The sequence below is a fragment of the Sorangium sp. So ce406 genome (genome assembly GCF_051474675.1).
GTDB classification, from domain to species: domain Bacteria; phylum Myxococcota_A; class Polyangia; order Polyangiales; family Polyangiaceae; genus Sorangium; species Sorangium cellulosum_G.
The window spans coordinates 6809570-6833087 of record NZ_CP150340.1; the positions used below are offsets into that span (position 1 = coordinate 6809570).

The 23518-nt window shown below is 72.0% G+C and carries 15 protein-coding genes; 7 read left to right on the forward strand and 8 right to left on the reverse strand.

Annotated features, from left to right (window positions below; translation table 11 throughout):
* Positions 1-82: 82 nt before the first annotated feature.
* Positions 83-2341: a hypothetical protein gene (locus WME96_RS25185; RefSeq protein WP_437284135.1), complete on the reverse strand. Its 2259-nt coding sequence runs from the start codon at positions 2339-2341 to the stop codon at positions 83-85.
* 1155 nt (positions 2342-3496) lie between these two features.
* On the opposite strand from WME96_RS25185, the gene WME96_RS25190 reads away from it, so the two are divergent.
* Positions 3497-5485: an RICIN domain-containing protein gene (locus WME96_RS25190; protein ID WP_437284136.1), complete on the forward strand. Its 1989-nt coding sequence runs from the start codon at positions 3497-3499 to the stop codon at positions 5483-5485.
* Positions 5486-5769: 284 nt separating this feature from the next.
* On the opposite strand, the gene WME96_RS25195 is transcribed toward WME96_RS25190, so the two are convergent.
* A complete protein-coding gene (locus tag WME96_RS25195) occupies positions 5770-6387 on the reverse strand; it encodes a hypothetical protein (protein WP_437284137.1) in 618 nt (205 codons plus the stop codon).
* A 591-nt stretch (positions 6388-6978) separates the two neighbouring features.
* On the opposite strand from WME96_RS25195, the gene leuA reads away from it, so the two are divergent.
* The gene (leuA, locus tag WME96_RS25200) at positions 6979-8670 is read left to right on the forward strand and encodes a 2-isopropylmalate synthase (RefSeq protein WP_437284138.1); all 1692 of its coding nucleotides are present in this window, start codon (positions 6979-6981) and stop codon (positions 8668-8670) included.
* A gap of 110 nt (positions 8671-8780) precedes the next feature.
* Here leuA and WME96_RS25205 read toward each other — a convergent pair whose 3' ends face one another.
* Positions 8781-9800: a LamG-like jellyroll fold domain-containing protein gene (locus tag WME96_RS25205; protein ID WP_437284139.1), complete on the reverse strand. Its 1020-nt coding sequence runs from the start codon at positions 9798-9800 to the stop codon at positions 8781-8783.
* A 112-nt stretch (positions 9801-9912) separates the two neighbouring features.
* Here WME96_RS25205 and WME96_RS25210 point away from each other — a divergent pair, with 112 nt between their 5' ends.
* A complete protein-coding gene (locus WME96_RS25210; protein ID WP_437284140.1) occupies positions 9913-11460 on the forward strand; it encodes an ATP-binding protein in 1548 nt (515 codons plus the stop codon).
* Positions 11461-11504: 44 nt separating this feature from the next.
* Here the strand turns inward: WME96_RS25210 and WME96_RS25215 are convergent, their stop codons facing one another.
* The 3 genes from WME96_RS25215 to WME96_RS25225 form a co-directional block, all read right to left on the reverse strand.
* Positions 11505-13349, reverse strand: a complete 1845-nt coding sequence (locus WME96_RS25215; RefSeq protein ID WP_437284141.1) for an ATP-binding protein — start codon at positions 13347-13349, stop codon at positions 11505-11507.
* 169 nt (positions 13350-13518) lie between these two features.
* Positions 13519-15252, reverse strand: coding sequence for a hypothetical protein (locus WME96_RS25220; RefSeq protein WP_437284142.1), 1734 nt, complete (start codon positions 15250-15252; stop codon positions 13519-13521).
* 96 nt (positions 15253-15348) lie between these two features.
* The gene (locus WME96_RS25225) at positions 15349-16203 is read right to left on the reverse strand and encodes a hypothetical protein (protein ID WP_437284143.1); all 855 of its coding nucleotides are present in this window, start codon (positions 16201-16203) and stop codon (positions 15349-15351) included.
* Between the two features lie 226 nt (positions 16204-16429).
* On the opposite strand from WME96_RS25225, the gene WME96_RS25230 reads away from it, so the two are divergent.
* The 4 genes from WME96_RS25230 (at position 16430) to ggt (ending at position 20453) form a co-directional block, all read left to right on the forward strand.
* Complete coding sequence (locus WME96_RS25230) at positions 16430-16711, forward strand: DUF427 domain-containing protein (protein WP_437284144.1); 282 nt, start codon at positions 16430-16432, stop codon at positions 16709-16711.
* Positions 16712-16778: 67 nt separating this feature from the next.
* Positions 16779-17507, forward strand: a complete 729-nt coding sequence (locus tag WME96_RS25235; protein WP_437284145.1) for a 2OG-Fe dioxygenase family protein — start codon at positions 16779-16781, stop codon at positions 17505-17507.
* 369 nt (positions 17508-17876) lie between these two features.
* Positions 17877-18329, forward strand: a complete 453-nt coding sequence (locus WME96_RS25240; protein ID WP_437284146.1) for a hypothetical protein — start codon at positions 17877-17879, stop codon at positions 18327-18329.
* Positions 18330-18536: 207 nt separating this feature from the next.
* Positions 18537-20453 carry a gamma-glutamyltransferase gene (gene ggt / locus WME96_RS25245; protein WP_437284147.1) on the forward strand — a complete coding sequence of 639 codons (1917 nt, stop codon included), beginning with the start codon at positions 18537-18539 and terminating at the stop codon, positions 20451-20453.
* Positions 20454-20540: 87 nt separating this feature from the next.
* Here ggt and WME96_RS25250 read toward each other — a convergent pair whose 3' ends face one another.
* Both WME96_RS25250 and WME96_RS25255 read right to left on the reverse strand, forming a co-directional pair.
* Complete coding sequence (locus tag WME96_RS25250; RefSeq protein ID WP_437284148.1) at positions 20541-22046, reverse strand: cytochrome P450; 1506 nt, start codon at positions 22044-22046, stop codon at positions 20541-20543.
* A gap of 94 nt (positions 22047-22140) precedes the next feature.
* A complete protein-coding gene (locus WME96_RS25255; protein ID WP_437284149.1) occupies positions 22141-23496 on the reverse strand; it encodes an SDR family oxidoreductase in 1356 nt (451 codons plus the stop codon).
* Positions 23497-23518: the final 22 nt, after the last annotated feature.

Below are 23518 nucleotides of genomic sequence, written 5' to 3' on the forward strand. Positions count from 1 at the left end.
AGTCCGTGTCCCCGACGGAGCGACGCGCCGCGCCTGCCTTCGCGGCGCCGGGTACAGGCGGCGCAGGCGCGTGAGGCTCGCCTCAGTTCGACCGGGTCGGCGCGTACTTGTAGAACTTCTGCGCCCACTCGATCGTCCAGATCGTCGGCTCGACGTAGACGTTCTTGTCCGTGCCGAGGATCATCTCCCGCTTGATCTTCGCCATCGCGGCCAGGAACACCTTGCGGTCGCTCTCCATCCGCTCGCGCATCACGGTCGAGGGCGGGTACAGCTCCTTGACCTGGGCGACGGTCGCCTCGTCGTCGATCCAGCTGTCGACGCCGTGCTCGCCCTTCGGGAGGCGCGCGCCTCCCTCGTCGAGCCAGTCGCGCAGGTCGTTGTCCCCGCGGTTCATGCCGTCCGCGTGGCAGCCGATGCAGGCGCTGCCGGTGTTCAGGCGGCGGTCGGTGCTGGCGAAGCCGATCCGGCTCGTGATCACGGCGTCCGCGTCCTCGCGGGTGATGCGCGGGTCGCGCACGATGTTCACGAACGCGTCGACGCGGCGCTGGTTGAAGCCGCCCCACAGCGAGTACCCCTGCAGGCCGTTCGGCAGATCCCAGATGACCTCCTCGGCCGATTGCTGGAGCCCCTCGGTCCCCGTGTAGTAGCGGCAGTTCAGGAACTGCGAGCCGCCGTAGTTCGGCTGCCCGTCGCACCCCGCGGGCTCCGAGTTGAACGGCTGGGCCAGGGTCGCGACGAAGCTGAGGCTGGCCGCCGTGACGCCGCCGCCGGTCCCGGCGATGAACTTCGGGATCGGGTGCGCCCAGAAGGGGAACCGGATCTGGCCCTGCTCGTAGGCCTGCTCGATCGTCTGCACATTGCCCTCGAGCTGGCCTGTGAAGACGTCCCACGTCTTCCAGTAGTACCCGCCGCTCTTCGTCCGGGCGCGCCAGTACATGCGGGAGTCGATGGTGATCGCCTGCTTGGTCACCATGTACTCGTACGACTTCATCCCCTGGTCCTTGATGACGCCGAGCTCGTTCTCGAGGTCCTGGGCGTACCAGGGGATCGCCATGATGGCGTTGTACACGTCCGGGCGCGTCACCGTGTAGACGAGCTGGCTCCCCTCGATGTACTCGTCCTTGAAGCCGTCGACGTAGGGCGGCAGCACCTTGCTGTCCGTGGCGCCCTCCACGTTGCCGGCCTCGATGCGCCCCCAGACGAGCCTGGCGAAGCTCGGGTCCTCCTGGACCTCGGCGGTATACCGGTACTTCTCCTTCGTGGTGACGTCGGAGCCGACCGTCTCACCCAGGTAGTTGACGCTGGTCCTCCCGAAGAAGACGTCGTCGTCCGACCCGCCGAAGTGGAGCTTGGTGACGCCCTTGTTGTAGCCCCAGTAATCGCGGGTATCGAAGCGGTAGACGATGCCCTTGCCGTTGATGTCCACCGGGTTGACGATCGCGGGCGCCCAGCGCGCGGTCGAGTTCAGCGCCTTCGCCAGGCCCACGCGGGCCACGTTCATCTCCTCCGCGGAGACGCCCGCGTTGTGGATCTCGTGCAGGGAGGTGTACTTGATGAACTCCGCGTCGGCGGCGGCGACGTTCGCCTTGTCCGCCGCGATCCACGCCTTGACCTGCGCCTCGGTGACCTTCTCGCTCGCCGGCACGGGGCGCGGGGTCTCCGGCAGGCCTGGCACGACCGCGGCCGCCCACGCCTCGACGGCGGCGAGCATCTGCGCGTTCGCGTCCTTGCAGTCCCGTCCGAAGCAGTTGTGCCGGTCGATGCCCATGCGGACGACGAGCTTCGAGTCCACCGGCTTCCTGAGGTTGACGCGCGTGAGCGCGTACTCGTGGGCCAGCGCCGGATCGACGTCGGCGTGGATGGGCGACTGGGCCCTGCTCGTCGTGCTGTGGCAGCCCGAGCAGTTGGTGGTGAGGAGCGGGTAGACCGTCGTCTTGAACGCCTCGAGCGACCTCGCCTTGTCGAAGCCCATCGTGTCCGGGATGCAGACGGCCTCGACGTTGAACCCGCCCTTGCCGTCCGGCAGCCGGCTATAGCCGGCCTCACACCCCGCCACCACGCCGGGCTCGGCGGGCTCCCCGGGGTTGCTCGGGTTGCTCGGATTGCTCGGGTTGCTCGGGTTGCTCGGGTCGGTCGGGTTGCTCGGGTCGGTCGGGTTGCTGGGGTTGGCGGGGTTTCCGGGGGTCCCCGTGCTCGGGTTCGAGGGCGAGCCCGGGACGCCGGTGCTGGGCGAGTTTCCGCCCGAATCGGAGCTCCCCTCCCCGATCTGGGCAACGCATCCGGTCGCGCCCGCGACCGCGAATGCCGACGTGAGCGCCATCCAATAAGCCACGTTGCGCATCGGCGAACCTCTCGGCGACTCTCGTCGCGGTTCTCGGCTGTTGGCGAAGGCCGTCACCGCCGTGCGGCCCGTACTCTCTGCGGACGCGATTTCTACAGTGCTGGCGGAGGCCGAACCGCCCCCTCCTCGGATGTAATGAATGCCCGCCTGCCACGCCCCTGATCACGCATTGCGTGCGAGTTTGTTGCTTTCAAGAAACCAGGCGTGTTCGACCAAGGGCGATGTCCGAACCTATCCCACATGAACCCCGGCGAGATGCTGCGCGTCAATGGCGGAGGTGGATCCCGCATGACCCAGTCCCCATCCCGGACATGGATGGATCCTGGTTTGACCAGGACCGCTCCCGGAGCTGGGTAGATCCCAAGGATTCCCCTCATTCGCAGCGTTCTTCAGCAGAAAAATTGAACAGGGAGGCGGGGAAACGGGGAGTATTTTTGAGCTCTCTCTCCCCGCCTCCCCGCCTCCCTGTGAATTTTCTGGGAATTCGAGGGGATGGATCCCGTGCTGCTCAGGAGAGCCAGGTCAGCGCGCGACGAACAATCGCCTTGACGGACATGCCATCTCTGAACAATAAGCATCCTTGCCGCATTACCTTGCACACACAGAACGAACTTATCCGCTCCGCGCGCATCTCGTTCAAAATTCATCAGCAGCGGCAATGGCCACCGCGGCCGCCCCTCCGGGAGCCTCCGCTGACGGCCCCACGGGGCCGGCCGCGGCCCGAGCCCGGCGGCGCGCCGAGCGCCGGGCCTGCGATGACGTCACGCAGCGATCACGTCATGAAGGGATGAGCAAGAGGGCGCAGAGCGCATCCACGACGGATACCTCTGCGCCCTCTTCGCCTGTCACTCCGACGGCGCGAATATCCCACCTCACGCGACAGATCCAGCCTGGGTGACAAGCAATCTGCTTGACCTATGCCGGTCAGGAACTAAGAAGTCCCCCTGCGTCTTCTGGCGCACATAGATTCTGGCGCACGCAACACGAACTTATCCGCTCCGCGGACGTCGGGCTCGAGGGGGATCAGCACGAAGGTGGCCCGACGCGGCCGTCCCTCGGGAGCGGTCACCGCGCAGCGAGCGACAGTGGCCGACGCCAGCGCCCGTCGAGCCGTCGAGAGATTCACGTTTCACTTACTTATCTGAGGAGAACGATATGAGATTCGCATCCAAGCACGCGCTGCTTGCCGCCGCGACGGGCGTCATCGCCGTGTCGTGCGTCGTCGGCCCGGAGGCGATCGACGGCGAGGAGGGCGGCTGGCTCGAGGGCGCCGTCGCGATCGACCCGGGCGCGGTCTACACGATCGTCGGCGCGCAGAGCGCCAAGTGCGTGGAGATCCGGGGCGGGAGCACCGCGACCTCGGCGGCCGCGCAGATCGCCGCGTGCAACGGCGAGACGCGACAGCAGTTCCGCGCCGAGCCTGCCGACAGTGGGTACTACCGGCTCAAGAACGTGAACAGCGGCCTCTGCCTCGGGACGAACGGCGGCTCGACAGCGAACGGCGCCACCATCGTCCAGTCTGCCTGCGGCGACGCCGCGAGCCAGCAATTCTCGATCACCGACATCACCACCGGCGTCCAGCGGATCACCGTCCACAACAGCGGTCAGGCGCTGGACGTCATGGGGCGTTCGACGGCGGACGGCGCCGGCCTCCAGGTGTGGAGCTGGGCGAACGGCGAGAACCAGAAGTTCTCGCTCAGGGCTGTGGAGGGCAGCTCGACCAGCAGCTCCAGCACCACGTCCGCGAGCAGCTCCAGCAGCTCCAGCACCACGTCCACGAGCAGCTCCAGCAGCAGCTCGGGCGCGGGCGGTGCGGGCGGCGCAGGCGGCGCGGGCGGCGCAGGCGGCGCTGGAGGGGCCGGCGGCGCGGGCGGTGCCGGCGGCGCGGGCGGTGCCGGCGGCGCGGGCGGCGCCGGAGGAGGCGGCGGCGCGGGCGGTGGGGGCAGCACGAGCGGCGCGCAGTACTACGTCGCGACGAACGGGAGCGACAGCAACCCCGGCACCCTCGATCGGCCGTTCAAGACCGTGAGCAAGGGGGTGAACGCCGCCAACCCGGGCGATACCGTCTACATCCGCGGCGGCACCTACACCGGGTGGAACAACGGCATCCACCCCACGAAGTCCGGGACGCCGACCGCCTGGATCACGTTCCGCGCCTATCCGGGCGAGCTCCCGATCCTCGACGGCGGCGGCAGCGACAGCTCGGCGTTCGAGCCGGTCAGCACGGCGGTCCGGTACATCCGGGTGATGGGCATCGCCGCGCGCAACTACACGTCGAGCGGCTTCTCGAACGGCTGGAACCACCCCTCCAGCAACATCGAGCTCAGGCACACGATCGCGGAGAACAACGGCATCAACGGCATCGCCTTCTACAAGGCGACCGGCGTGCGCATCGAGAACAGCATCGTCGCGCACAACGGCAACAAGCTCCCGTCGTGGTCGAGCGGGGTCAACCTGTTCCAGGTCGGCGGGACGGCCCTCGACAACGTGGTGCGGGGCAACGTGTCGTTCGAGAACATCGACATCTCCAGCAACCGGTCGGACGGCAGCGGGTTCATCCTGGACGAGAACAGCACGGGCGCCACGTTCGAGAACAACATCGGCTTCCGCAACGGCGGGTCGTGCATTCGCCTGACGAGGAGCCCGAACGCCGTGATCACGAACAACACCTGCTTCGGCAACGGCATCGACCCAAACGTCCAGTATCATCACGAGATCTTCTTCTCGGACGCTGGCTCGCGCACAGGCGCCGTGGTGCGCAACAACGTCGCGGTCGCGTCGAGCGGCAACCAGGCCCTCTTCGGCGCGACGGGCGTCACGCAGTCGAACAACCTGCTCCTGAACGGCGGGGCCGCGGCGCCCTTCTTCACGAGCACGTCGGGCCTCCTCGACTTCCACGTGGCCGACGGCGCGACGCAGCTCATCGACGCCGGCACGAGCGCCTCGGCCCCCACGAACGACATCGGGTTCGATCCGAGGTGCCTGAAGCAGCAGTCGGGGCAGCCGGTCTCGTGGTGGCAGTACGCGCCCGACTACACGTACATCGCCAGCGTGGGCGGCATCGAGGGCTGCTTCCGCCCGGTCGCGCGACCCCAGGGCTCGGCGACGGACATCGGCGCCTACGAGCGCCCGAGCGGCGGGTGACGCCCGGAGGGTCGCAGGACAGGTCGACGCCTCGGTTCCGGAGGCCTCCCGGCCTGTCCGGCAGGTGAGCGACCCCTGGAAAGAGGCCGATCGGCCTGCGCAACACCACGCCGACCCGTTTCCGGAAGCCCTGGGGCATGCCGGGGCGGGTCGGCGACCCCTCGAGCGACCCCCGGAGCCTCCCCGGCAGGTCGGCGACCTGTCGGGGATACCTCCCGGCCTGCTGGACGGGTCGACGACCTGTCGGGGATACCTCCCGGCATGCTGGACGGGTCGGTCGACGGTCAGAAGCGGCCGACGAGGCCGAGACCGGCGCTGCTCGGACCGAACGACATGGGCGCCGGGACCACGAAGGCCTTGCTGACGTCGTCGCGGACCAGCACCGTCTTCGGCACGAGGAGGCCGGGCAGGAGCAAGGCGGCGCCCGTGACCTGGACGAGCCCGTCGAGGACGAGCGCCATGGTCTCGAGGTCGTCCTGCCGGGTCGTGGCCAGGGTGAGGAACGGGCCCGCGACCGGCACGAACAGCGCCGCGTAGCCCGACGAGCCGCGGTACACAGCATCAGCGCCGCCGATCGCCGTGAACAGGTAGACCGTCCCGAAGACGATCGCGCCGCTGATCACGAGCCCCTTCCGGACGCGCTCCTCCGGATGATAGCCGGGAGGCACCGGCTCACCCTCCCTCCAGGGAAGCACCTTCGGGCCCGCGGGCGGGACGCCGGGGGCGGCGTAGTAGCCCGGCGGCGGAGGAGCCGGGGGCGCTGGCAGGGGCTGCGCCTGCACGGGCGGCGGAGCAGGCGGAGGGGCGTCGTCCGCGCGCGCCTGCCCGGAGAGGAAGAGGGAGACGAGGAGTCCGATCGCGACAGCGAGCGACCCGCGTCGATGCGATCGTCGATTCCCCACGTCAGCTCGTTCGCGCTCGCGTCCTCGCATGTTCGTCACCTCGCGCCGGGAGTGCCCAGCGAGCGATCGTATATCCATCGCCCTCATCTCGCGGCGCGATGCGCAGAGCGCCGGCGCGTTTTTCCCTGACATCGCCGCACGCCGAAGGCCCCATGTCAGGCGTCGTGCTCCGACCTGCGGATCGCCCTGTGGCGCGAAGAGGATGTCTGACAGCAGGCCGCTGGCCGGCGCCGGCGATGCGTCGCCCGGCTCGACCGCGCCGCGGGCGCGCCGGGCGTCGCCGCCGCGCCCTCGCGGCGGGCTGCAGCCCCCGCGAGCACCGCGCCGGCAAGGGGGCAACGTGGCCGGCCGCCGTCGCCCGCGACGCGCCGCTGGACAAGCCAGAGGACGTTCGCTAGATTGCACCCCCGATGTCGATCCACTGCGCGCCCTCGCTTCGCCCCTGCCTAGGCCTACGGCCTCGGGGGCTGTCCGCGCGCTGCTGACGACGTCCATCTTCGCAGCTCGGCCCCCGCCCGTTCCTTGGCCCGGTGGGGGTTCTCGCGTCGTCGTCGCGACGGCTCCCATCCTCAGCTTTCTGGGAGTCCTGTCATGTCCACGATGCCTGTCCACAAATACAAGCCTTATCAGCCCATCCACCTGTCCGACCGGCGCTGGCCCGGCCGCGTGATCGAGAGGGCGCCGCGCTGGTGCAGCGTGGACCTGCGCGACGGCAACCAGGCCCTCGTCGAGCCCATGGGGCCCGAGCGCAAGCTCCGCATGTGGAACGAGCTCCTGCGCATGGGGTTCAAGGAGATCGAGGTGGGCTTCCCCAGCGCGTCGCAGCCCGACTTCGACTTCGTGCGACGGATCATCGACGAACGGCTCATCCCGGACGACGTGACCATCCAGGTGCTCACCCAGGCGCGCGCCGAGCTGATCGAGCGCACGTTCGAGGCGATCCGCGGGGCGCGCCGCGCGGTCGTGCACCTCTACAACTCCACCTCGACGCTCCAGCGACGCGTGGTGTTCGGCCTGGATCGCGCGGGCATCGTCGATATCGCCGTGCGCGGGGCGAGGCTCGTGAAGGAGCTCGCGGCGCGCATGCCGGAGACCGAGGTCGTGCTCGAGTACTCGCCCGAGAGCTTCACGGGGACAGAGCTCGATTTCGCGAAGGAGATCTGCGAGGCGGTGATGGACGTGTGGCAGCCCAGCCCGTCACGGAAGATCATCCTGAACCTGCCCGCCACCGTCGAGATGTCCACGCCCAACGTGTACGCGGATCAGATCGAGTGGATGGACAGGAACCTGAAGCAGCGCGACAGCATCGTGCTGAGCGTCCACCCGCACAACGACCGCGGCACGGCGGTCGCGGCGGCCGAGCTCGCCCTGATGGCCGGCGCCGACCGCGTCGAGGGCACGCTGTTCGGGAACGGCGAGCGCACGGGGAACGTCGATGTCGTGACGCTGGCGCTCAACCTGTTCTCCCAGGGCGTGGATCCGGAGCTCGAGATCCATGACGTCCAGGCGATCAAGGAGACCGCCGAGCACTGCAATCGCCTGCCCGTCCACCCGCGCCACCCCTACGTCGGCGAGCTCGTGTACACCGCGTTCTCGGGCTCGCACCAGGACGCGATCAAGAAGGGCTTCAAGGCGCTGCGCGAGGGCGGGAGCGCGCTGTGGGAGGTGCCGTACCTGCCCATCGATCCGCAGGACGTCGGGCGCAGCTACGAAGCGGTGATCCGCGTGAACAGCCAGTCGGGCAAGAGCGGCGTGGCCTACGTGCTCGAGCACGATCACGGCTACGCGGTGCCGAAGGGGCTCGCGATCGAGCTGAGCCAGGCCGTGCAGCGCCGGGCGGAGCGGACCGAAGGCGAGGTGCAGAAGGCCGAGATCCTCGCGATCTTCGAGCGCGAGTACGTGAACCGCGGCGGGCCGCTGCGCGTCACCGAGCACCGGAGGACCGGCCAGGGCGCGGGGGAACGACACGAGTTCCACGTGCAGATACGCGGCGTACCCCACGTGCTGAGCGCCGCCGGCCAGAGCCCCGTCGAGGCGTTCGCGAGCGCGCTCGCGCGCCACGCGGGGATCGCGATCGCGGTGGAGGAGCACGCGGAGCACACGATAGGGCGGACCGCAGGCGCCGAGTCCGTGGCGTATGTGGGCCTCTCGATCGGGCGCAAGCGCTGCTTCGGGGCGGGGACGCACCCGAGCGCCGTCATGGCGTCGCTCGCGGCGGTCGCGTCCGCGTGGAACCGCGCGCGGCCGGCCGAGCCGGCGCGGATGGCGCTCTCGCCCGAGTGACCGGGCGCGGCCCGCCGGCGCCGCGAGGCGAGCGGCTGGCTCGCGCGCGCGGCCAGGCGAGCCGGCGCGGCCCCGCCTGGCGATCGGGCGAGGCCGCGCTGGATCGCCGCTCACGGCCCCGGGCGGTCGTCGCTGGCCAGCAGCGCCGCCGCGTGTCGCTCGATCTCCGCGGCCGTGAGCGCCCTGGCATAGAGCGCCGCGTAGTACATCGCGCCCGAGAAGGTCCGCCCGCCGAGCTCGCGGTTGCCGAGGACGAGGTGCCGTCCGTCAGGGAAGTCCAGCGTCGCGCCGAGCGGGGGCACGCTCAGGTGCATCCCGCAATAGCCGCCGACCGAGCTGCGCCGCCGGGCCGGCGCGCCGTTGACGTAGAGCCGGAGCCGATCCGCCGCGGGCTCCTGGACGGTCGAATCGAACACGCCGTGCACCACCGCGCGCTCCGGGAGCTCGGCGTCCCAGGCGCCGCCGCAGTAATCGCCGTTCCACCAGAAGACGATCTGACCCGGCGCCTCCGAGCGGAGCGTGAGGCGGCCCCCCTCCGCGCCCGTGCCGATATGAACGATGCGCGAGCCCCCCTCGACGACCTCCGCGATGCGGACCACGACCTCGATCGTCCCGGCGACGGCCCCCTGCAGCGCGCTCTGGATCTTGGTGCCGTCGATCAGGACGGAGGCCCGGCCGTCGGCGCCGGCCGTCGTCCAGGAGAGCCCGGTGTGCCCGGCGCCGTCCGCCGCGAAGCTCATCTCCGGCCCGTGCGTCAGCGCGAGCGGCAGCGGCGCCGCCGCGGCGTCCTCGACCTGCGTCGGCGCGCTCCCGGCCCTCGCCTCGTCGAGGAAATACCGCGCGACGAGGCCGTCGTCGGTCAGGCAGGAGGCATCGCGGGTGCAATCGGCGCCTCCGGCGCCGCTGGCCTCCGCGCTGCCCTCGCCGCCGCCGCCGGCTCCCGCGTCGGAGCCGGCGGTCTCGCCACCTGCGCCGCTGCTCGACGTGCCGGCGGCCTCGGGACCGGCGCCGCCGGCGCCACCGCCCCCTGCGCTGCTGCCTCCGCCGGAGCCGGGGAGCTCGCCCAGCCGCAACTCGGGGGCGCACGCCGCGAGGAGCTGGAGCGAGATCATCAGCAGGCGCACCGTCATCTGCCTCATCCTATCGTCGCGCGCTCACCACGAGAAGGCGACGCACCCTGGAGAAGGCGGCGCGCCCTGGCGTGGCTTGACCGCCCGCGCCCTCCGGCCGAAAGCTTCGCCCGTGGCGCGCTCCTTCAACACGGCCGGCCCCAACGATCCCGCCGACCACTACACCCTGCCCGTGATGGCTCGCCTGCCGGACGTGCGGAGGCTGATCGCGAAGAAGCGATATTTCGTCCTGCACGCGCCGCGGCAGGTCGGCAAGACGACGACCCTGCTCAGCCTGGGGCGTGAGCTGACGGCCGAGGGCCGGTACGTGTCGGTCCTGCTCCCGATGGAGCAGGGCGCCCCCTTCCCCGACGATCTCGGCGCCGCGGAGCTGGCCATCCTCGAGTCGTGGCGGGGGTGGACGGCCGCCTGGCTCCCACCGGAGCTCCAGCCGCCTCCCTGGCCGGACGCGCCCCCCGGCAGCCGTATCAGCGCCGCGCTGCGCGCCTGGGCCGAGACGGCGCCCCGGCCGCTCGTCGTCTTCCTCGACGAGATCGACGCCCTCCAGGACAACGCGCTCATCTCGGCCCTGCGGCAGATCCGCGCCGGGTACCCCACGCGTCCCGGGCACTTCCCCTGGTCTCTCGCGCTCATCGGCCTGCGCGACGTGCGCGATTACAAGGTCGCGTCCGGCGGCACCGGGCGCCTGGGCACGGCGAGCCCCTTCAACATCAAGGCCGAGTCGCTCACGATGCGCAACTTCACGAGCGACGAGGTGGCGGAGCTCTATCGCCAGCACACCAGCGAGACAGGCCAGGTGTTCCTCCCCGAGGCCGTGGACCGCGCCTTTCACCTGACGCAGGGTCAGCCGTGGCTCGTCAACGCGCTGGGGCAGCAGCTCACCGAGGTGCTGGTGCAGGATCCGGCCCAGCCGATCACGGCCGAGCACGTCGAGCAGGCCAAGGAGATCCTGATTCGACGGCAGGATACGCACCTCGACAGCCTCATGGACAGGCTGCAGGAGCCGCGGGTGCGCGCGATCGTCGAGCCCATGCTCGCCGGCGGCACGCCCGGCAACGTGCCGGAGGACGATCGCCGCTTCGTCGTGGATCTCGGGTTGCTGCGGCGCTCCGAGATCGGGGGGCTGACGGTGGCGAACCCGATCTACAGGGAGATCATCGTGCGGGCGCTCGCCGGCTCGACGCGCGATGTCCTGCCGCAGATCCCGGCGACATGGCTCACGCCGGAGGGCCGCCTCGACCGCGAGGCCCTCCTGCGCGCGTTCCTCGACTTCTGGCGGCAGCACGGGGAACCCCTGCTCGCCACGGCGCCTTATCACGAGATCGCGCCGCACCTCGTCCTCATGGCCTTCCTGCACCGGGTCGTGAACGGGGGATCCATCGAGCGCGAATACGCCATCGGGCGCGGGCGGATGGACCTCATCGTGCGGTATCGGGGTGAGACGCTGGGCATCGAGATCAAGGTGTGGCGACCGGCGGAGACGGACCCGCTCAAGGAGGGCCTTGAGCAGATCGACGGCTACCTGGCCGGCCTCGGCCTCACGACCGGATGGCTCGTGATCTTCGATCGCCGGCCGGACGCGCCGCCGCTCGCTCAGCGCCTCTCGGCCGCGCCTGCCATGACCCCGGGAGGGCGGCAGGTGACGGTGATCCGGGCCTGACCGCGCGCCCCGGAGCGCCTCAGCCACGCGCGCCCCGGAGCGCCTCAGCCGCGCGCGCCCCGCGCGTCCCCGGGGAGCGAGGCGATGTCGGCGAGGAGCCGCTCCAGCATCGCCTGGGTCACCGGCTTGGTGAGGTGGGCGTCGAACCCGGCGGCGTGGGCGAGCCGCCGGTCGTCGTCCTGGCCATAGCCGGTGAGCGCGACCATCAGCGTCGCCCTCGTGGCGCTCTCGCCGCGCAGCGCCCGGGCCACACCATAGCCGTTCATGTCCCCCGGAAGGCCGATGTCGCAGAGGATCACGTCGGGCGGCGCGTCGCGCGCGGCAGCCACGCCGTCCGCGCCGCTGTGGGCCACGGACACGGCGTGGCCGCGGCGCTCGAGCAGCATGCGCAGGCTGTCGGCCGCGTCGTGGTTGTCCTCGATGATCAGGATGCGCCGCGCGCGGCCCGCGCTCGCCGCCGCGACCCCGGGGCGCCGCGCCTCCGCGGCGCGCGGCGCGGCGACGTCGGCGAGCGGCAGCGTGATCGCGATCTGCGCGCCGCGGCCGACGCCGGCGCTCGCCGCGCGCACGGCGCCGCCGTGGAGCTCGACGACCCCCTTGACCAGCGCGAGCCCGAGGCCCAGGCCGCCGCGGCTGCGGGCGAGGCTCCGGTCGGCCTGCGTGAACGGCTCGAAGATGCGCTCCAGGATGGCCGGATCGATGCCGATGCCGGTGTCCGCGACCTCGACGGAGACGACGCCGCGGCCGCGATCGGGCACCACCGAGAGCCGGACCAAGCCGCCGCCGTCGGTGAACTTGCTGGCGTTCTGGAGCAGGTTGCCGATCGCCTGGGTGAGCCGCGTCGCGTCCGCGCGGAGCCAAACCGGCTCGGCCGGCAGCGCGAGCTCGAAGCGCACGCCGCGCGCGTCGAGCAGCGGTCGGTAGTCGAGCGCCGCGGCGCGGGCGAGCTCGACGAGGTCGAGGCGCTCGGCGGAGAGCGCGATCTTGCCGCGGGAGATGCGCGAGATGTCGAGCAGATCGTCGACGAGCCGGGTCATGTGCCCGATCTGGCGATCCATGATGGCGCGCGCGCGCTCGACCACCGGCGTGGCCGGGCCCGCGATCCTGAGCAGCTCCACGGCGTTGAGCAGGGGCGCGAGCGGGTTGCGCAGCTCGTGGGCGAGCATCGCCAGGAACTCGTCCTTGCGCCGATCGGCCTCCCGCAGGGCGTCCTGGGTCTGATGGAGCTCGGTGACGAGCGCGGTGAGCTCCCGCTCGCGGGCGCGCAGCGCCTCCTCGGACGCCCGGCGGTGCGCGATCTCCTGCTCCGCCACCTCGTGCCAGCGCACCCGCTCGATCGCGAGCGCGCATTGCTGGGCGATGGAGACGACGAACGCGTGGTCGTCCGCGTCGAACGCGCGCGAAGCAGGGAAGCAGAAGCCGAGCGAGCCGACGATCCGGGCCTCGACGATGAGCGGGAACGCGACGACGGCGCCCCCGTGCTCCACGCCGTGGACGCTGGCGAGGACCGGATAGCGCGCGTTGCGCTCCTCGCGCGTCGGCACGATGACGGGCGCGCCGAGCCGCGCCGCCTCGGCGACGGGCACGGGCGAGTCGACCGGATACTCGACCCAGTCCCCCTCGGTCTCGACGGGGACCCCCTTGAAGCCGAGGTTGCGGAGCGTGGCGCCGTCGGTCGACAGCAGCGCGACGACGCCCACCTCGGCGTCGAGCGCGGGCATCCCCTGATCGATGACGGTGCCCGCGATCTCGGCCAGGGTGCGGGCGCCCGCGAGCGCCGCGGTGATCGCCTGCAGGCGCTGGAGCCGCTCGACCACCCGCTCGAGACGGGGCGCGGCCCCTTCGAAGACGGACCGTGCAAAGGTGGGCTGCCCATCGAGTGATCGCATAGAGGCTCCGGGCCGCCGACGAGCGTAGCGCAGACCGGCGCGCGAGCATGCCGATCGCGTGGAGATCACCCAGGAAAACGTATCGATACGCGCCCGGTTATTTTTCGCGGCGCAGGCGGATCGTGGCCTGGTCGTCTCGTGTCCATGTCGGCCCGGCGGCGAGCGCTGGCTAGAGCGTCAGCAGGTAGGAGGCGATCACCGCCGCTCGCTGGTCCTTGCGCTCGCCGAGGAACGCGCCGACCTCCTCGGCGAGGCCGGCGTCCCGTCCATGGTCGGCGAGCGCCCGGAGGCGCGCCCTCACCACCTCGCCGACGACGAGGTGGGTCGCGCCCTGCTGCGCCTCGGCCGCGCGGATCGATTCCATCCAGGCGCGCACGATCGCGGCCGCCGTCTCCGGCCGCGCGCTCGGACCCCCGGGCGCGCGCAGCGCCAGCGCGCGCTCGAAGGCTGGCTGGAGGAGGCTCCACCGCCGGGCGGCCTCCAGGTCGAGCGGGATGGGCGCGAGGGCCTGCGCCTCGAGCCACGCGCGCAGGTCCGCGTGGCGGTCGATCCAGCCGAGGTGCTCCGCGAGCGCGCGGGCGGCGACCGTGCCGACAGAGTCCGCGTCGAGGGGCGTCGCGGACAGCAGCCGGAGCAGGAGCTTCACCCGCCGCGCCTCGTCGACGCCGGCGAGCCGGAGCGCCACGCGCGTCCGGCAGAGCGCCTCGGCGCTCGGCCGGATGCGCTCGCCGTCGAACACGGGGGCGACGAGCGCGTCGAAGCGCCGGGACGCCTCGTCCGGCGGGAGCCACTGCCCGAGCTCCTCGATCACGCGGCAGCGCGGCGCATCGAAGCGCAGCGCCGCGAGCTCCGCGTCGAGGTCGCGGATGCGCGCGAGCGCGTCGGCCGCCGGGACCTCGCCTCCCGCGGGCTCGGCGTCGAGCCAGTCCCGCCACACGCGAAAGCGGTCGCGCCGCGGCGGCGGGAGGTCGGCGCCCGCGAGCGATCGCTGCGGGACCTCGAGATCGTGGAGCGCCCCGCGCGCCACCTCGGCCAGGTCCCGCGCGCCCCCGGCGATCCCCTGGGTGAGGGGGAGCTCGCCCCGCGCCGCGAGGACCCGCTCCACGAGGGCGCGGGCCTCGGGCCCCACGCCGAAGCGCGCGGCGTACGTGCCCACGTCGGCGAGCCGGCGGATCGCGAGCTCCAGCGCGACGCGGTCCGCCGGGCCGTCCAGCCGCCGCGCGAGGTCGGGCAGCCAGGCGCGCAGCAGCGACGGGCCCGCGTCGCCCTGCGCGCGCTCGGGGTGGCCCCGGAGCGCCTCCTGGAACAGCGCGGTCGCGGCGCCGTGCAGGACGAGGAGCTCGCGGGCGTCGCCGCCCGCGCGGAGACGGTCGAGCGCGAGCCGCCGGCCCTCCGGGTCGTTCACGATCCAGGACGGCGGGAGGCTCGCCAGGGCGAGGTGACTGACGAGCGATCTCGGGGGCGGAGGCCCGGGCTCGTCCGGGCCGAGCTGGTAGGCGGTGACGCGCGCCTCGGCCCGCGTGGCGAGCGGCAGGAGGAGCCGCGGGTCGTGCACGGTGCGGAGCCGCGCGACGAGGAGGCGCGAGAACACGAGCGGATCGGCGCGGAGCGCCGCGGCGTTCTCGGCGGCGAGCTCGTCGCGGCAGCGGGGCTCGTGGGCGAGGTCGCTCACGTCCGGGAAGAGCCCCGGGAGGGCCTCGAGGATCCGGGCGCGGACGAGCGGAGAGGACGCCCGGTCGGCGCGCTCCCGCTCGCGCCGCATCAGCGCGAACATCTCGTCCGGCGCCGGCCGGCCCACGCTCGGCGTGGCCCCGGTGAGGCAGCGGGGGGCGCTGGCGGTGGTGCTGCTCGCGCAGGCGCACAGCGAGAAGGCGAGGGCGGCGACGGCGGCGAGGCGTCTCACGCCGCTTCTTGTACCAGCAGCGAGGCCGACCTGGGCGCGGCGGCCTGCGCGCGGCGCCCTGCGCGCGGCGGCCTGCGCGCGCAGGGCGAGCCTCGCTCAGTTGGCGAACAGCGTCACGCCGAGGCCGGGCCTGAACGTCCCGAAGAAGACGCCCTGGCCCCCTTCCACGCCGAGGACGCCGCCCACCATCATGCGCGCGTTCACGGAGAGCCGCGGCGCGAGCCAGTACTCCAGCCCGCCGCCGGCGCCGAGCGACACCGCGGAGACGTCGCTCGCGGCGGTCCCGCCGGTGAACGGATCATCGTCCTCGCGCGACGTGGAGAGGGAGAGGCGGTTGTACGCGGCCTCGCCCACGAAGAAGGCGTGCATGTTCTCGCCCAGATCGCCGAAGAAGGCGACCACCTCGCCGCCCACGGTCAGGCGTAGCTCCGTGTCGTCGCCCGCCACGCCGATGCCCGCGCCGACCACGCCGGCCAGAGACACCGTGTCGCTGACGAAGCCGCGGAGGGAGAGCGTCGAGGTCACCGGGATGCCCCGGCCCGCCGGGGCGGTCGCGCCGCCCAGCGTGACGCCGAAGCCGGTGAGGCCCGCGCGAGGTCCACGCCGCTCCTGCGCGGCCGCCGCGGTCGTCGGGGCGGGCGCGCCAGGGCGGCCTGCCGGGGCGGCCGTCGCGGCAGCGGGGGCGCTCGGCCGGGCAGCGGAGGCGCTCGGCTGCGCGGCGGGCGCGCCGGGGGTCGAGGGCGCCACGGCCTGCAGCGCCCCCGGGCCCGCGGGCGGGGCGACCGGCGCCGGCGCGACGGCGGCCTTCGCCGGAGGCTGGGCGGCCTTCTGCTGTTCGATCTCCTGGTGACGGCGGTAGGTCTTGATCTCGGCGAGCCGCTGCTGCGCCGTCTTGCCCTGTCCCGCACAGCCGGTGACGAGCACGAGAAGCGCAACGAAGAAAATCCGCATGAGCATCCTCCAGGCTGCGGCGTGGATACACCATCGGGCGCGCCTGCTGCGCGTCGAGCTGGATCCCGGCGCGGCGCTGGACGCCACGCCACGCCCCCTCGTCCGCTTGCGCGGTCGAGGGTTGCGGGGCCTCACGCAGCGCGCCAGCTTCCGGGCGCGGCCTGCATGGACCGACGTGGCGGCGAGGCTCAACGTGCCTGGCTGCAGGGACCCGGAGGAGGAACCGATGAAAGCCGTCTGGAAGGACAAGGTCATCGCCGAGAGCGACGACACCGTGCTGGTGGAGGGCAACCACTACTTCCCCGCGAGCTCGCTCGCGCGCGACCACGTGATCCCCAGCGATCATCACACCGTCTGCTCGTGGAAGGGCACGGCCAGCTACTATTCGCTGCTCGTGGACGGTGAGCTCAACCCCGACGCGGTCTGGTACTACCCCGACCCCAGGCCCGAAGCCGCGATGGTGCGCGACCGCGTCGCGTTCTGGAAGGGCGTGAAGGTCATCGACTGACACCGCAGCGCGCGCTGGTCGCGGTCAGGACGGCGGCGCCGCCAGCCGCGGGTTAAGCTCGCAGGCGATGGAACTCACGCCCGCCTTCACCTACCCCGCGCAGGTGCCCGTGCTGCTGCGCCAGCAGGGCTATGCGGTGCTCAGCCCGCAGGGCGTCGCCGAGCTCACGGGGTGCGACCTGCGCGAGCTGCATGCGCTGCGGCCCTCCTGGAACGACCTGCCGCCGGACCGCTACCTCAAGGACGGCGGGCGCTACCGCAGCCGGCGGCATGCGTGCTTCGTGGTCGAGGGCGGCGCGGTGCGAACGGCGCCGCGCCGCGCGCACTGGCAGCCCGTCGAGTACAACGCGCTGCACGGCGGCATGCACCGGTGGTTCGAGCCGATGGTGCCAGAGGTGGCGGACCAGCCCGCCTGGGCGTGCCTGCTGCGCGCGCTCGGGCAGGTCGCTTCCGGCATCAAGGGCGAGCAGCCCTGGTTCGTCGAGGCGCACCAGTTCCGCATCGATACGCAAGGCGGGATCGGCCGCCCCACGCCGGAAGGCGCGCACCGCGACGGCGTGGATCTCGTGGCGGTGTTCCTCGTCGGGCGTGAAGGCATCAAGGGCGGCGAGACGCGCGTGTTCCAGGCCGACGGGCCCGCGGGCCAGCGATTCACGCTCACCGAGCCGTGGAGCCTGCTGCTGCTGGACGACGAGCGCGTGATCCACGAGACGACGCCGATCCAGCCCGCCGGCGAGCGCGGCCATCGCGACACGCTGGTGCTGACGTACCGCGCGGGCGGCTTCCAGGGCGGCTGACGCGGCGGGCTCTCTCCGGGGCGACGGCGGCGCGGGAGAACGGATCAAGAGACCGCATCGCTGACGAAGCCGCGGAGGGAGAGCGTCGAGGTCACCGGGATGTCCCGGCCCGCCGCGGCGGTCGCGCCGCCCAGCGCGACGCCGAAGCCGGAGAGGCCCGCGGGGAGGGACGGGCGCGGCGGATGCGAGGGACGAAACCGCCGGATGCAGCGCCGCTGATCCTTCGGTCATCGCGGGCGCCCGGCGTGGCACACCCGCGACGTCGGTGTCGCGCCACGCCGGCCGTCGCAGCGCGAGGTCTCCTCTGCACACGATGGTACTGCACACGCTGGTACGCGCGTTGCGTTGAGCGCTGGCTGGAGGGACGAGATGCGGAACATGATGGTGGGAGTCGGCATGCTCCTCGCGGTCGGGTGCGGCGGGGCGGACCTGCCCGAGGGCTGGGAGGACGCGGAGGCGATCGAGGGCCTCACCCAGAGCGAGTGCACGGCGAGCGCGTACGACGCGACGGTGAAGGAGACGCTCGCGGCGACGCCGGAGCGCGGGGCCGTTCACCTCGACTACGGCGCAGCGCATTTCCGCTGCGAGCAGGCGGTGGAAGGGTTCGTGCGGCGGTCCGGAGGCAAGGTGGACGTGCTCGTGCAGCCGGTGGACATGGACCCGAGCGCCGTCGCCGGATGCGACTGCCGCTACGACATCGGCATGACGATCAAGGGCCTCGGCAAGGGAACTGTCGCCGTCGATCTGTACCGCCGCTGGGACAACATGAACGAGCCGAACGATCCGGTGAAGATCGGCTCCGCGGATGCCGAGATCCCCTGAGCGCATCGGGCTCTCCTGGAGCTGCAGAGCGCATGCGGGCTCAGCGGTGAGCGCGTGGCGCGCAGGCCTGCAGGGCACTGCCGGACGGAGTCGTCTCGCGCGGGCAGCGCTGCCCAGCGCGCAGCGACTGCGCGCTGGGCAGCAATCATGCGCTGCCAGAGGGTGCCTCCCTGCCGGCTCATGGTTGCGCTGCTACCGTCCTTGCCCATGGCCCAGCGCAACCGTCACCTCCCCCTACTCGGCCTCCTCGTCCTCTGCGCCTCGTGCAGCCCGAACGAGAAGCTCGACCCGGTGAGCCAGGTCGAGCCCGCTCCGGGCGACGCGGGCGCGGAGCCGGACGGCGGCGGGACGGGCAACGACGACGACCTCTTCGCCACGCTCCCGGAGATCGCGCCGACCGCCACCGGGCGCGGCGGCGCGGCGGCGACGGTCGATCTCCGCGGCACCCTGGCGGCGATCGAGATCCTGAAGAAGGGCGGTAACGCCGTGGACGCCGCGGTCGCCGCGGCGAGCGTGCTCGGCGCGACCGACCCGTTCTCCTGCGGCGTCGGCGGCGGAGGCTTCATGCTCGTCTACCTCGCCGCCGACAACAAGGTGGTCGCGATCGATCACCGCGAGACGGCGCCGGCAGGGCTCGCGGCGAGCGCCTTCTACGAGAACGGCGCGCCGATCGACTTCGATGAGCTCGTGACAAGCGGCCTGTCGGTCGGCGTGCCCGGCACGGTGCGGGGATGGAGCGAGGCGCTCCGCCGCTACGGGACCCTCGGGCTCGACGACGTGCTCCAGCGCGCCATCCGGGTCGCCGAGACGGGGTTCGAGGTCGACAGGACCTTCTTCGAGCAGACAGGCCGGAACCTGGCGCGCTTCCAGGCGATCACGAGCAGCAAGGCGCTCTTCCTCGGGCCCGACGGCGCGCCGTGGCCGGTCGGCGCCACCTTCAAGAACCCGGACCTCGCGAGGACATATCGCCTCATCGCCAGGGGAGGAGAGAAGGCCTTCTACGAGGGCGAGGTCGCCGAGGCCATCGTCGCGGCGGTCCGCGATCCCCCGGTCGAGCCCGGGAGCACGCTCACCATCCGACCCGGGGTGATCGCGGCTTCCGATCTGCAAGACTACGAGGTCCGCATCCGCCCGGCGGTCTCGACGACGTACAGGGACTACACGATCCACGGCATGGGCCTGCCGAGCAGCGGCGGGATCACGCTCGCGCTGGCGCTCAACCTGCTCGAGGGGTTCGATCCCGAGCTTCTCACGCCCGTCGAGGTGCTGCACCGGTACCTCGGCGCCTCGCGCCTGGCGTTCGCCGACCGGGGCGCCTTCCTCGGCGATCCCGAGTTCGTGGAGGCCCCCGTCGCAGGGCTGCTCTCGAAGGACTACGCCGATGCACGGCGGGACCTGATCGACCTGATCAAGGCCCCCACCGAGGCGGCCGCGCCCGGCGACCCGTTCGCGTTCCAGACCGACCCGAGCCCCTCGCCGGGCCGTGGCCAAGGGGCGCGGGGCCGGAGCGCCGGCCCGAACGACGCGCACGACAACGAGACGACGCACATCACGATCAGCGACGCGGCCGGAAATATCGTGTCGTATACGTGCACCATCGAGGCCGAGGGCGGCAATGGCATCGTCGTCCCCGGTCACGGCTTCCTGCTGAACAACCAGCTCACCGACTTCAACATCCCGGACGACCCGACCGCGCCGCACCCAAACGTGGCCGAGCCGGGCAAGCGGCCGCGCAGCAGCATGAGCCCGACGCTCGTGATGAAGGACGGCAAGCCCGAGCTCGCGCTCGCCTCGCCTGGCGGGTCCACCATCATCACGACGGTGCTGCAGATCCTCGTCGGTCATATCGACCTGGGTCTGCCGATCGACAAGGCGCTCGCGGCGCCGCGCATCTCGCAGCGCAACGCGGGCAGCGGCTCGAGCGACGCAGAGACGGCGTTCCTCGGCACGCCGGAGGCCGAGGGGCTCGCCGCCTTAGGACACGTCTTCTCTGACAAGAACACGTCAGGAGGCGAGATCGGCGCGGCCACCGCGCTGCGCTTCCACGACGATGGCACCGTGACCGCGGTCGCCGAGCCGGTCCGCCGCCAGGGTGGGAGCGCGATGGTCGAGCGGGCGAAGTGAAGCCCCGGGGGCGCACGCGCCCCAGAAGCCTCCTGGAGAACGAGAGGGCCTGACCAGGACTCCGGTCCTGCGGCCGAAGCGCGGCCGTCAGGCCCGGGCGCTGAACGGGCAGCCGCCGGACCTCATGGCGGCCGCCGCGGGCGCCGCCGCCACGGGCGCCGCGGGTGCCGCCGCCGCGGACTCCGCGGCCGCGGGCTCGCCCCGCGTCGCCGGCGCCGCGCGCGCCGCCCTCACCGGCTCGCGCCGCTTCAGGATCATGCGCATCCCGTTCACCGGCTGCAGCGAGATGAAGCCGCGGCAGCGCGGGTCGAAGCCAGGCACCAGCCGGAGCTGATACCGCTGGAGCGCCATCGCCACCATGATCTTGCCCTCGAGCTGCCCCATGAACTCGCCAAGGCAGATGCGCTGTCCGGCGCCGAAGGGGATGAAGGCGAGCTTGTCGTCCGCGGTCCGCCGATGATTCGCGAAGCGCTCGGGATCGAACCGCAGCGGATCGCGCCAGAACTCCGGGTGCCGGTGCGTGACCCACGGGACGATGGCCACCGTCGACCCCGCGGCGACGTGGTATTCGCCGAGGACGTCGTCCTCCAGCGGGCTGCGGAGGATGAACGGCACCGACGGCAGGAGGCGGAGGCACTCGTTGAAGACCATGGCGAGGTAAGGCATCGACTCGAAGTCCTTCGCCGTCGGGGCCCGGCCGCCGAGGACACGGTCGATCTCGTCGGTGAGCCGGGCATGGACCTCGGGGTGCTGCGCGATCAGGTACAGCGCCCAGGAGGCGGTGACGCTCGACGTCTCGTGCCCGACCATCAGGATGGTCTTGATCTCGTCCCGGAGCTGCGCGCGGTCCATCCTGGCGCCGGTCTCGGGGTCGACCGAGCCCATGAGGCGCACGAGCACGTTGTCCGCGTCGCCCGCGCCGCGCTGGTATCCGTCGATGATGCCGTCGATCACGGTGTGCACGCGCTCCATGGCCCGGCGAAAGCGCACGTGGCTGGGCAGCGGCCAGGACAGGGGCGGGTTGACCAGGGAGTACATGCGCTTGAGCGCGATCGAGAGCGCATACTTGAACGCCTCACGGACGGTGTCCGTGTGCTCTTGCAGCGCAGCGCCGAAGAACGCCTCGCCCGCGATGCCGAACGTCACGTCCATCATGTCGTCGTTGATGTCGCGCTCGAACTCGGCCGGCTGGGCGTCCCAGCGCCGCAGCACCGCCTCCATGTGGTCCACGATGATGGGGACGAACTTGAGCGTGTTGGCGTGGTTGAACTGCGGTTGCACGTGCCGGCGCTGGCGCCGCCAGAGCTCACCCTCGCTGTTCACGAGGCCCCAGCCGAGCACGTGGGCGAGCTCGTGATACCGCTTGCCCTTGGGGTAGTTCCGGACGTTCGTGCGGAGCACGTGCGCGATGTCGTTCGGGTGAAACGCCATGACGAAGTCCTCGGCGCCAGGCGCCCGCAGGCGCACGACGTCGCCGTACCGCGCGAACAGGTCCTCGTAATGACGCATGTCGCCGGTCCTGAAATTCGCCAGGTACCGCAGGCTGGCGAGCGGGCCGGGGCCCGGGGGCTGCCGATGATCATTGGCACTCATGATTCCTCCTTCTCCGCAAGCTGACCCAGGCACACGCGAGCTGAAGCCACGCTGGCGCAGGGCGAACGCACGCCGGCGCCGACCGTCGCCGCCGTCAGATGCACAGCGAGCCCCCGCCGTCGACCGTGAGGGTCGCGCCGGTGATCCTGCGCGCGCCGTCCGACAGGAGCAGCAGGACGGCGTCGGCGACGTCCTCCTCGGTGCAGAGCCGGCCGCCCGGCGTGCGCGACTCCCAGTACGGGAGGATCCGCTCGTGATCCGGGTAATTGCTGGTCACGTGGCCGTAGATCGGCCCGGCGGAGACGCAGTTGACCTGCACGTTGCGCGGGGCGAGCTCGACGGCGAGCGCGCGCGTGAGCGACTCGACAGCGGCCTTCACGGCGCCCATGGCGCCGAAGTGCTCGAGGTACCGCGACGAGCCGTTCGACGACAGCGCGACGATCCGCCCGCCGCCGTGCCGCTCCATCAGGCGCGCCGCGCGGAGGGCGCACAGGTGGTAGCCGATGACGTTCGTGCGGAACGCCAGCTCCCAGTGCTCCGGGGTCGTCTGCTCGAGCGGGCCGAACCGGCCGTTCGACGCGTTGCTGACGAAGTGATGCAGCTCGCCCACGTCGCGCGCGATCTCCTCGAAGAGCCGGTCGATGTGCGCGGGGTTGGCGACCGAGCCCCAGACGTGCACCGCGTCGCCGCCGGCGCCGCGGATCTCGTCGGCGACGGCCTCGCCGTCGTCCCGCGAGTGGAAGCTGTTGACCACGACCCGCGCGCCTGCCTGCCCGAGCTTCGTCGCGATGGCGCGGCCCAGCCCGCGGCTCGATCCGGTGACGAGGACCGTCTTGCCCGCGAGCGCGGCCGCAGGGGCCGGCGTCGGGCGCTGCACGGCGAGCGCCGCCGGGGCGACCGCGTGGCCGTTGGTGTACCTCGCGGGCTCCGCGTGGCCGTTGGCGTACCCGGCGGGCTCCGCGTGGCCGTTGGTGTACCTCGCGGGCTCCGCGTGGCCGTTGGTGTACCCGGCGGGCTCCGCGTGGCCGTTGGCGTACCCGGCGGGCTCCGCGTGGCCGTTGGCGTACCCGGCGGGCTCCGCGTAGCCATTGGCGTACCCGGCGGGCTGCGCGTGGCCATTGGCGTACCCGGCGGGCTGCGCGTGGCCATTGGCGTACCCGGCGGGCTCCGCATGGCCGTTCGTGTGCCTGCCGACGTCCGCGCGGGCCGCGATGGTTCGCGCCAGGAAGGCGCTGACGCTGGCCACCGTGCGCAGCTCGTCGGGCGTCGCCTTGAGCGCCTCCGGGAGGCCGAAATCCGCGCGCAGCGTCGCGAGGATCTCGCCGCGCTTCACCGAGTCGATGCCGAGGTCCTGCTCCAGGTCGGCGTCGGCGACGACGACCTCGTCGGGATAGCGCGTCATGCGCACGAAGACGGAGCGGACCTGTTCGAGAAGATCATGAGCTTGCATCGTCGATACCTCGTGTTCGTTG

Bases quoted from the DNA above. Each gene is read 5' to 3' on its own strand.
- WME96_RS25230 (WP_437284144.1), top strand. From the start codon at position 16,430: ATGAAAGCCGTCTGGAAGGACAAGGTCATCGCCGAGAGCGACGACACC.
- WME96_RS25255 (WP_437284149.1), bottom strand. From the start codon at position 23,496: ATGCAAGCTCATGATCTTCTCGAACAGGTCCGCTCCGTCTTCGTGCGC.
- WME96_RS25235 (WP_437284145.1), top strand. From the start codon at position 16,779: ATGGAACTCACGCCCGCCTTCACCTACCCCGCGCAGGTGCCCGTGCTG.
- WME96_RS25240 (WP_437284146.1), top strand. From the start codon at position 17,877: ATGCGGAACATGATGGTGGGAGTCGGCATGCTCCTCGCGGTCGGGTGC.
- WME96_RS25250 (WP_437284148.1), bottom strand. From the start codon at position 22,046: ATGAGTGCCAATGATCATCGGCAGCCCCCGGGCCCCGGCCCGCTCGCC.
- WME96_RS25190 (WP_437284136.1), top strand. From the start codon at position 3,497: ATGAGATTCGCATCCAAGCACGCGCTGCTTGCCGCCGCGACGGGCGTC.
- WME96_RS25215 (WP_437284141.1), bottom strand. From the start codon at position 13,349: ATGCGATCACTCGATGGGCAGCCCACCTTTGCACGGTCCGTCTTCGAA.
- leuA (WP_437284138.1), top strand. From the start codon at position 6,979: ATGTCCACGATGCCTGTCCACAAATACAAGCCTTATCAGCCCATCCAC.
- WME96_RS25225 (WP_437284143.1), bottom strand. From the start codon at position 16,203: ATGCGGATTTTCTTCGTTGCGCTTCTCGTGCTCGTCACCGGCTGTGCG.
- WME96_RS25185 (WP_437284135.1), bottom strand. From the start codon at position 2,341: ATGCGCAACGTGGCTTATTGGATGGCGCTCACGTCGGCATTCGCGGTC.
- ggt (WP_437284147.1), top strand. From the start codon at position 18,537: ATGGCCCAGCGCAACCGTCACCTCCCCCTACTCGGCCTCCTCGTCCTC.
- WME96_RS25205 (WP_437284139.1), bottom strand. From the start codon at position 9,800: ATGACGGTGCGCCTGCTGATGATCTCGCTCCAGCTCCTCGCGGCGTGC.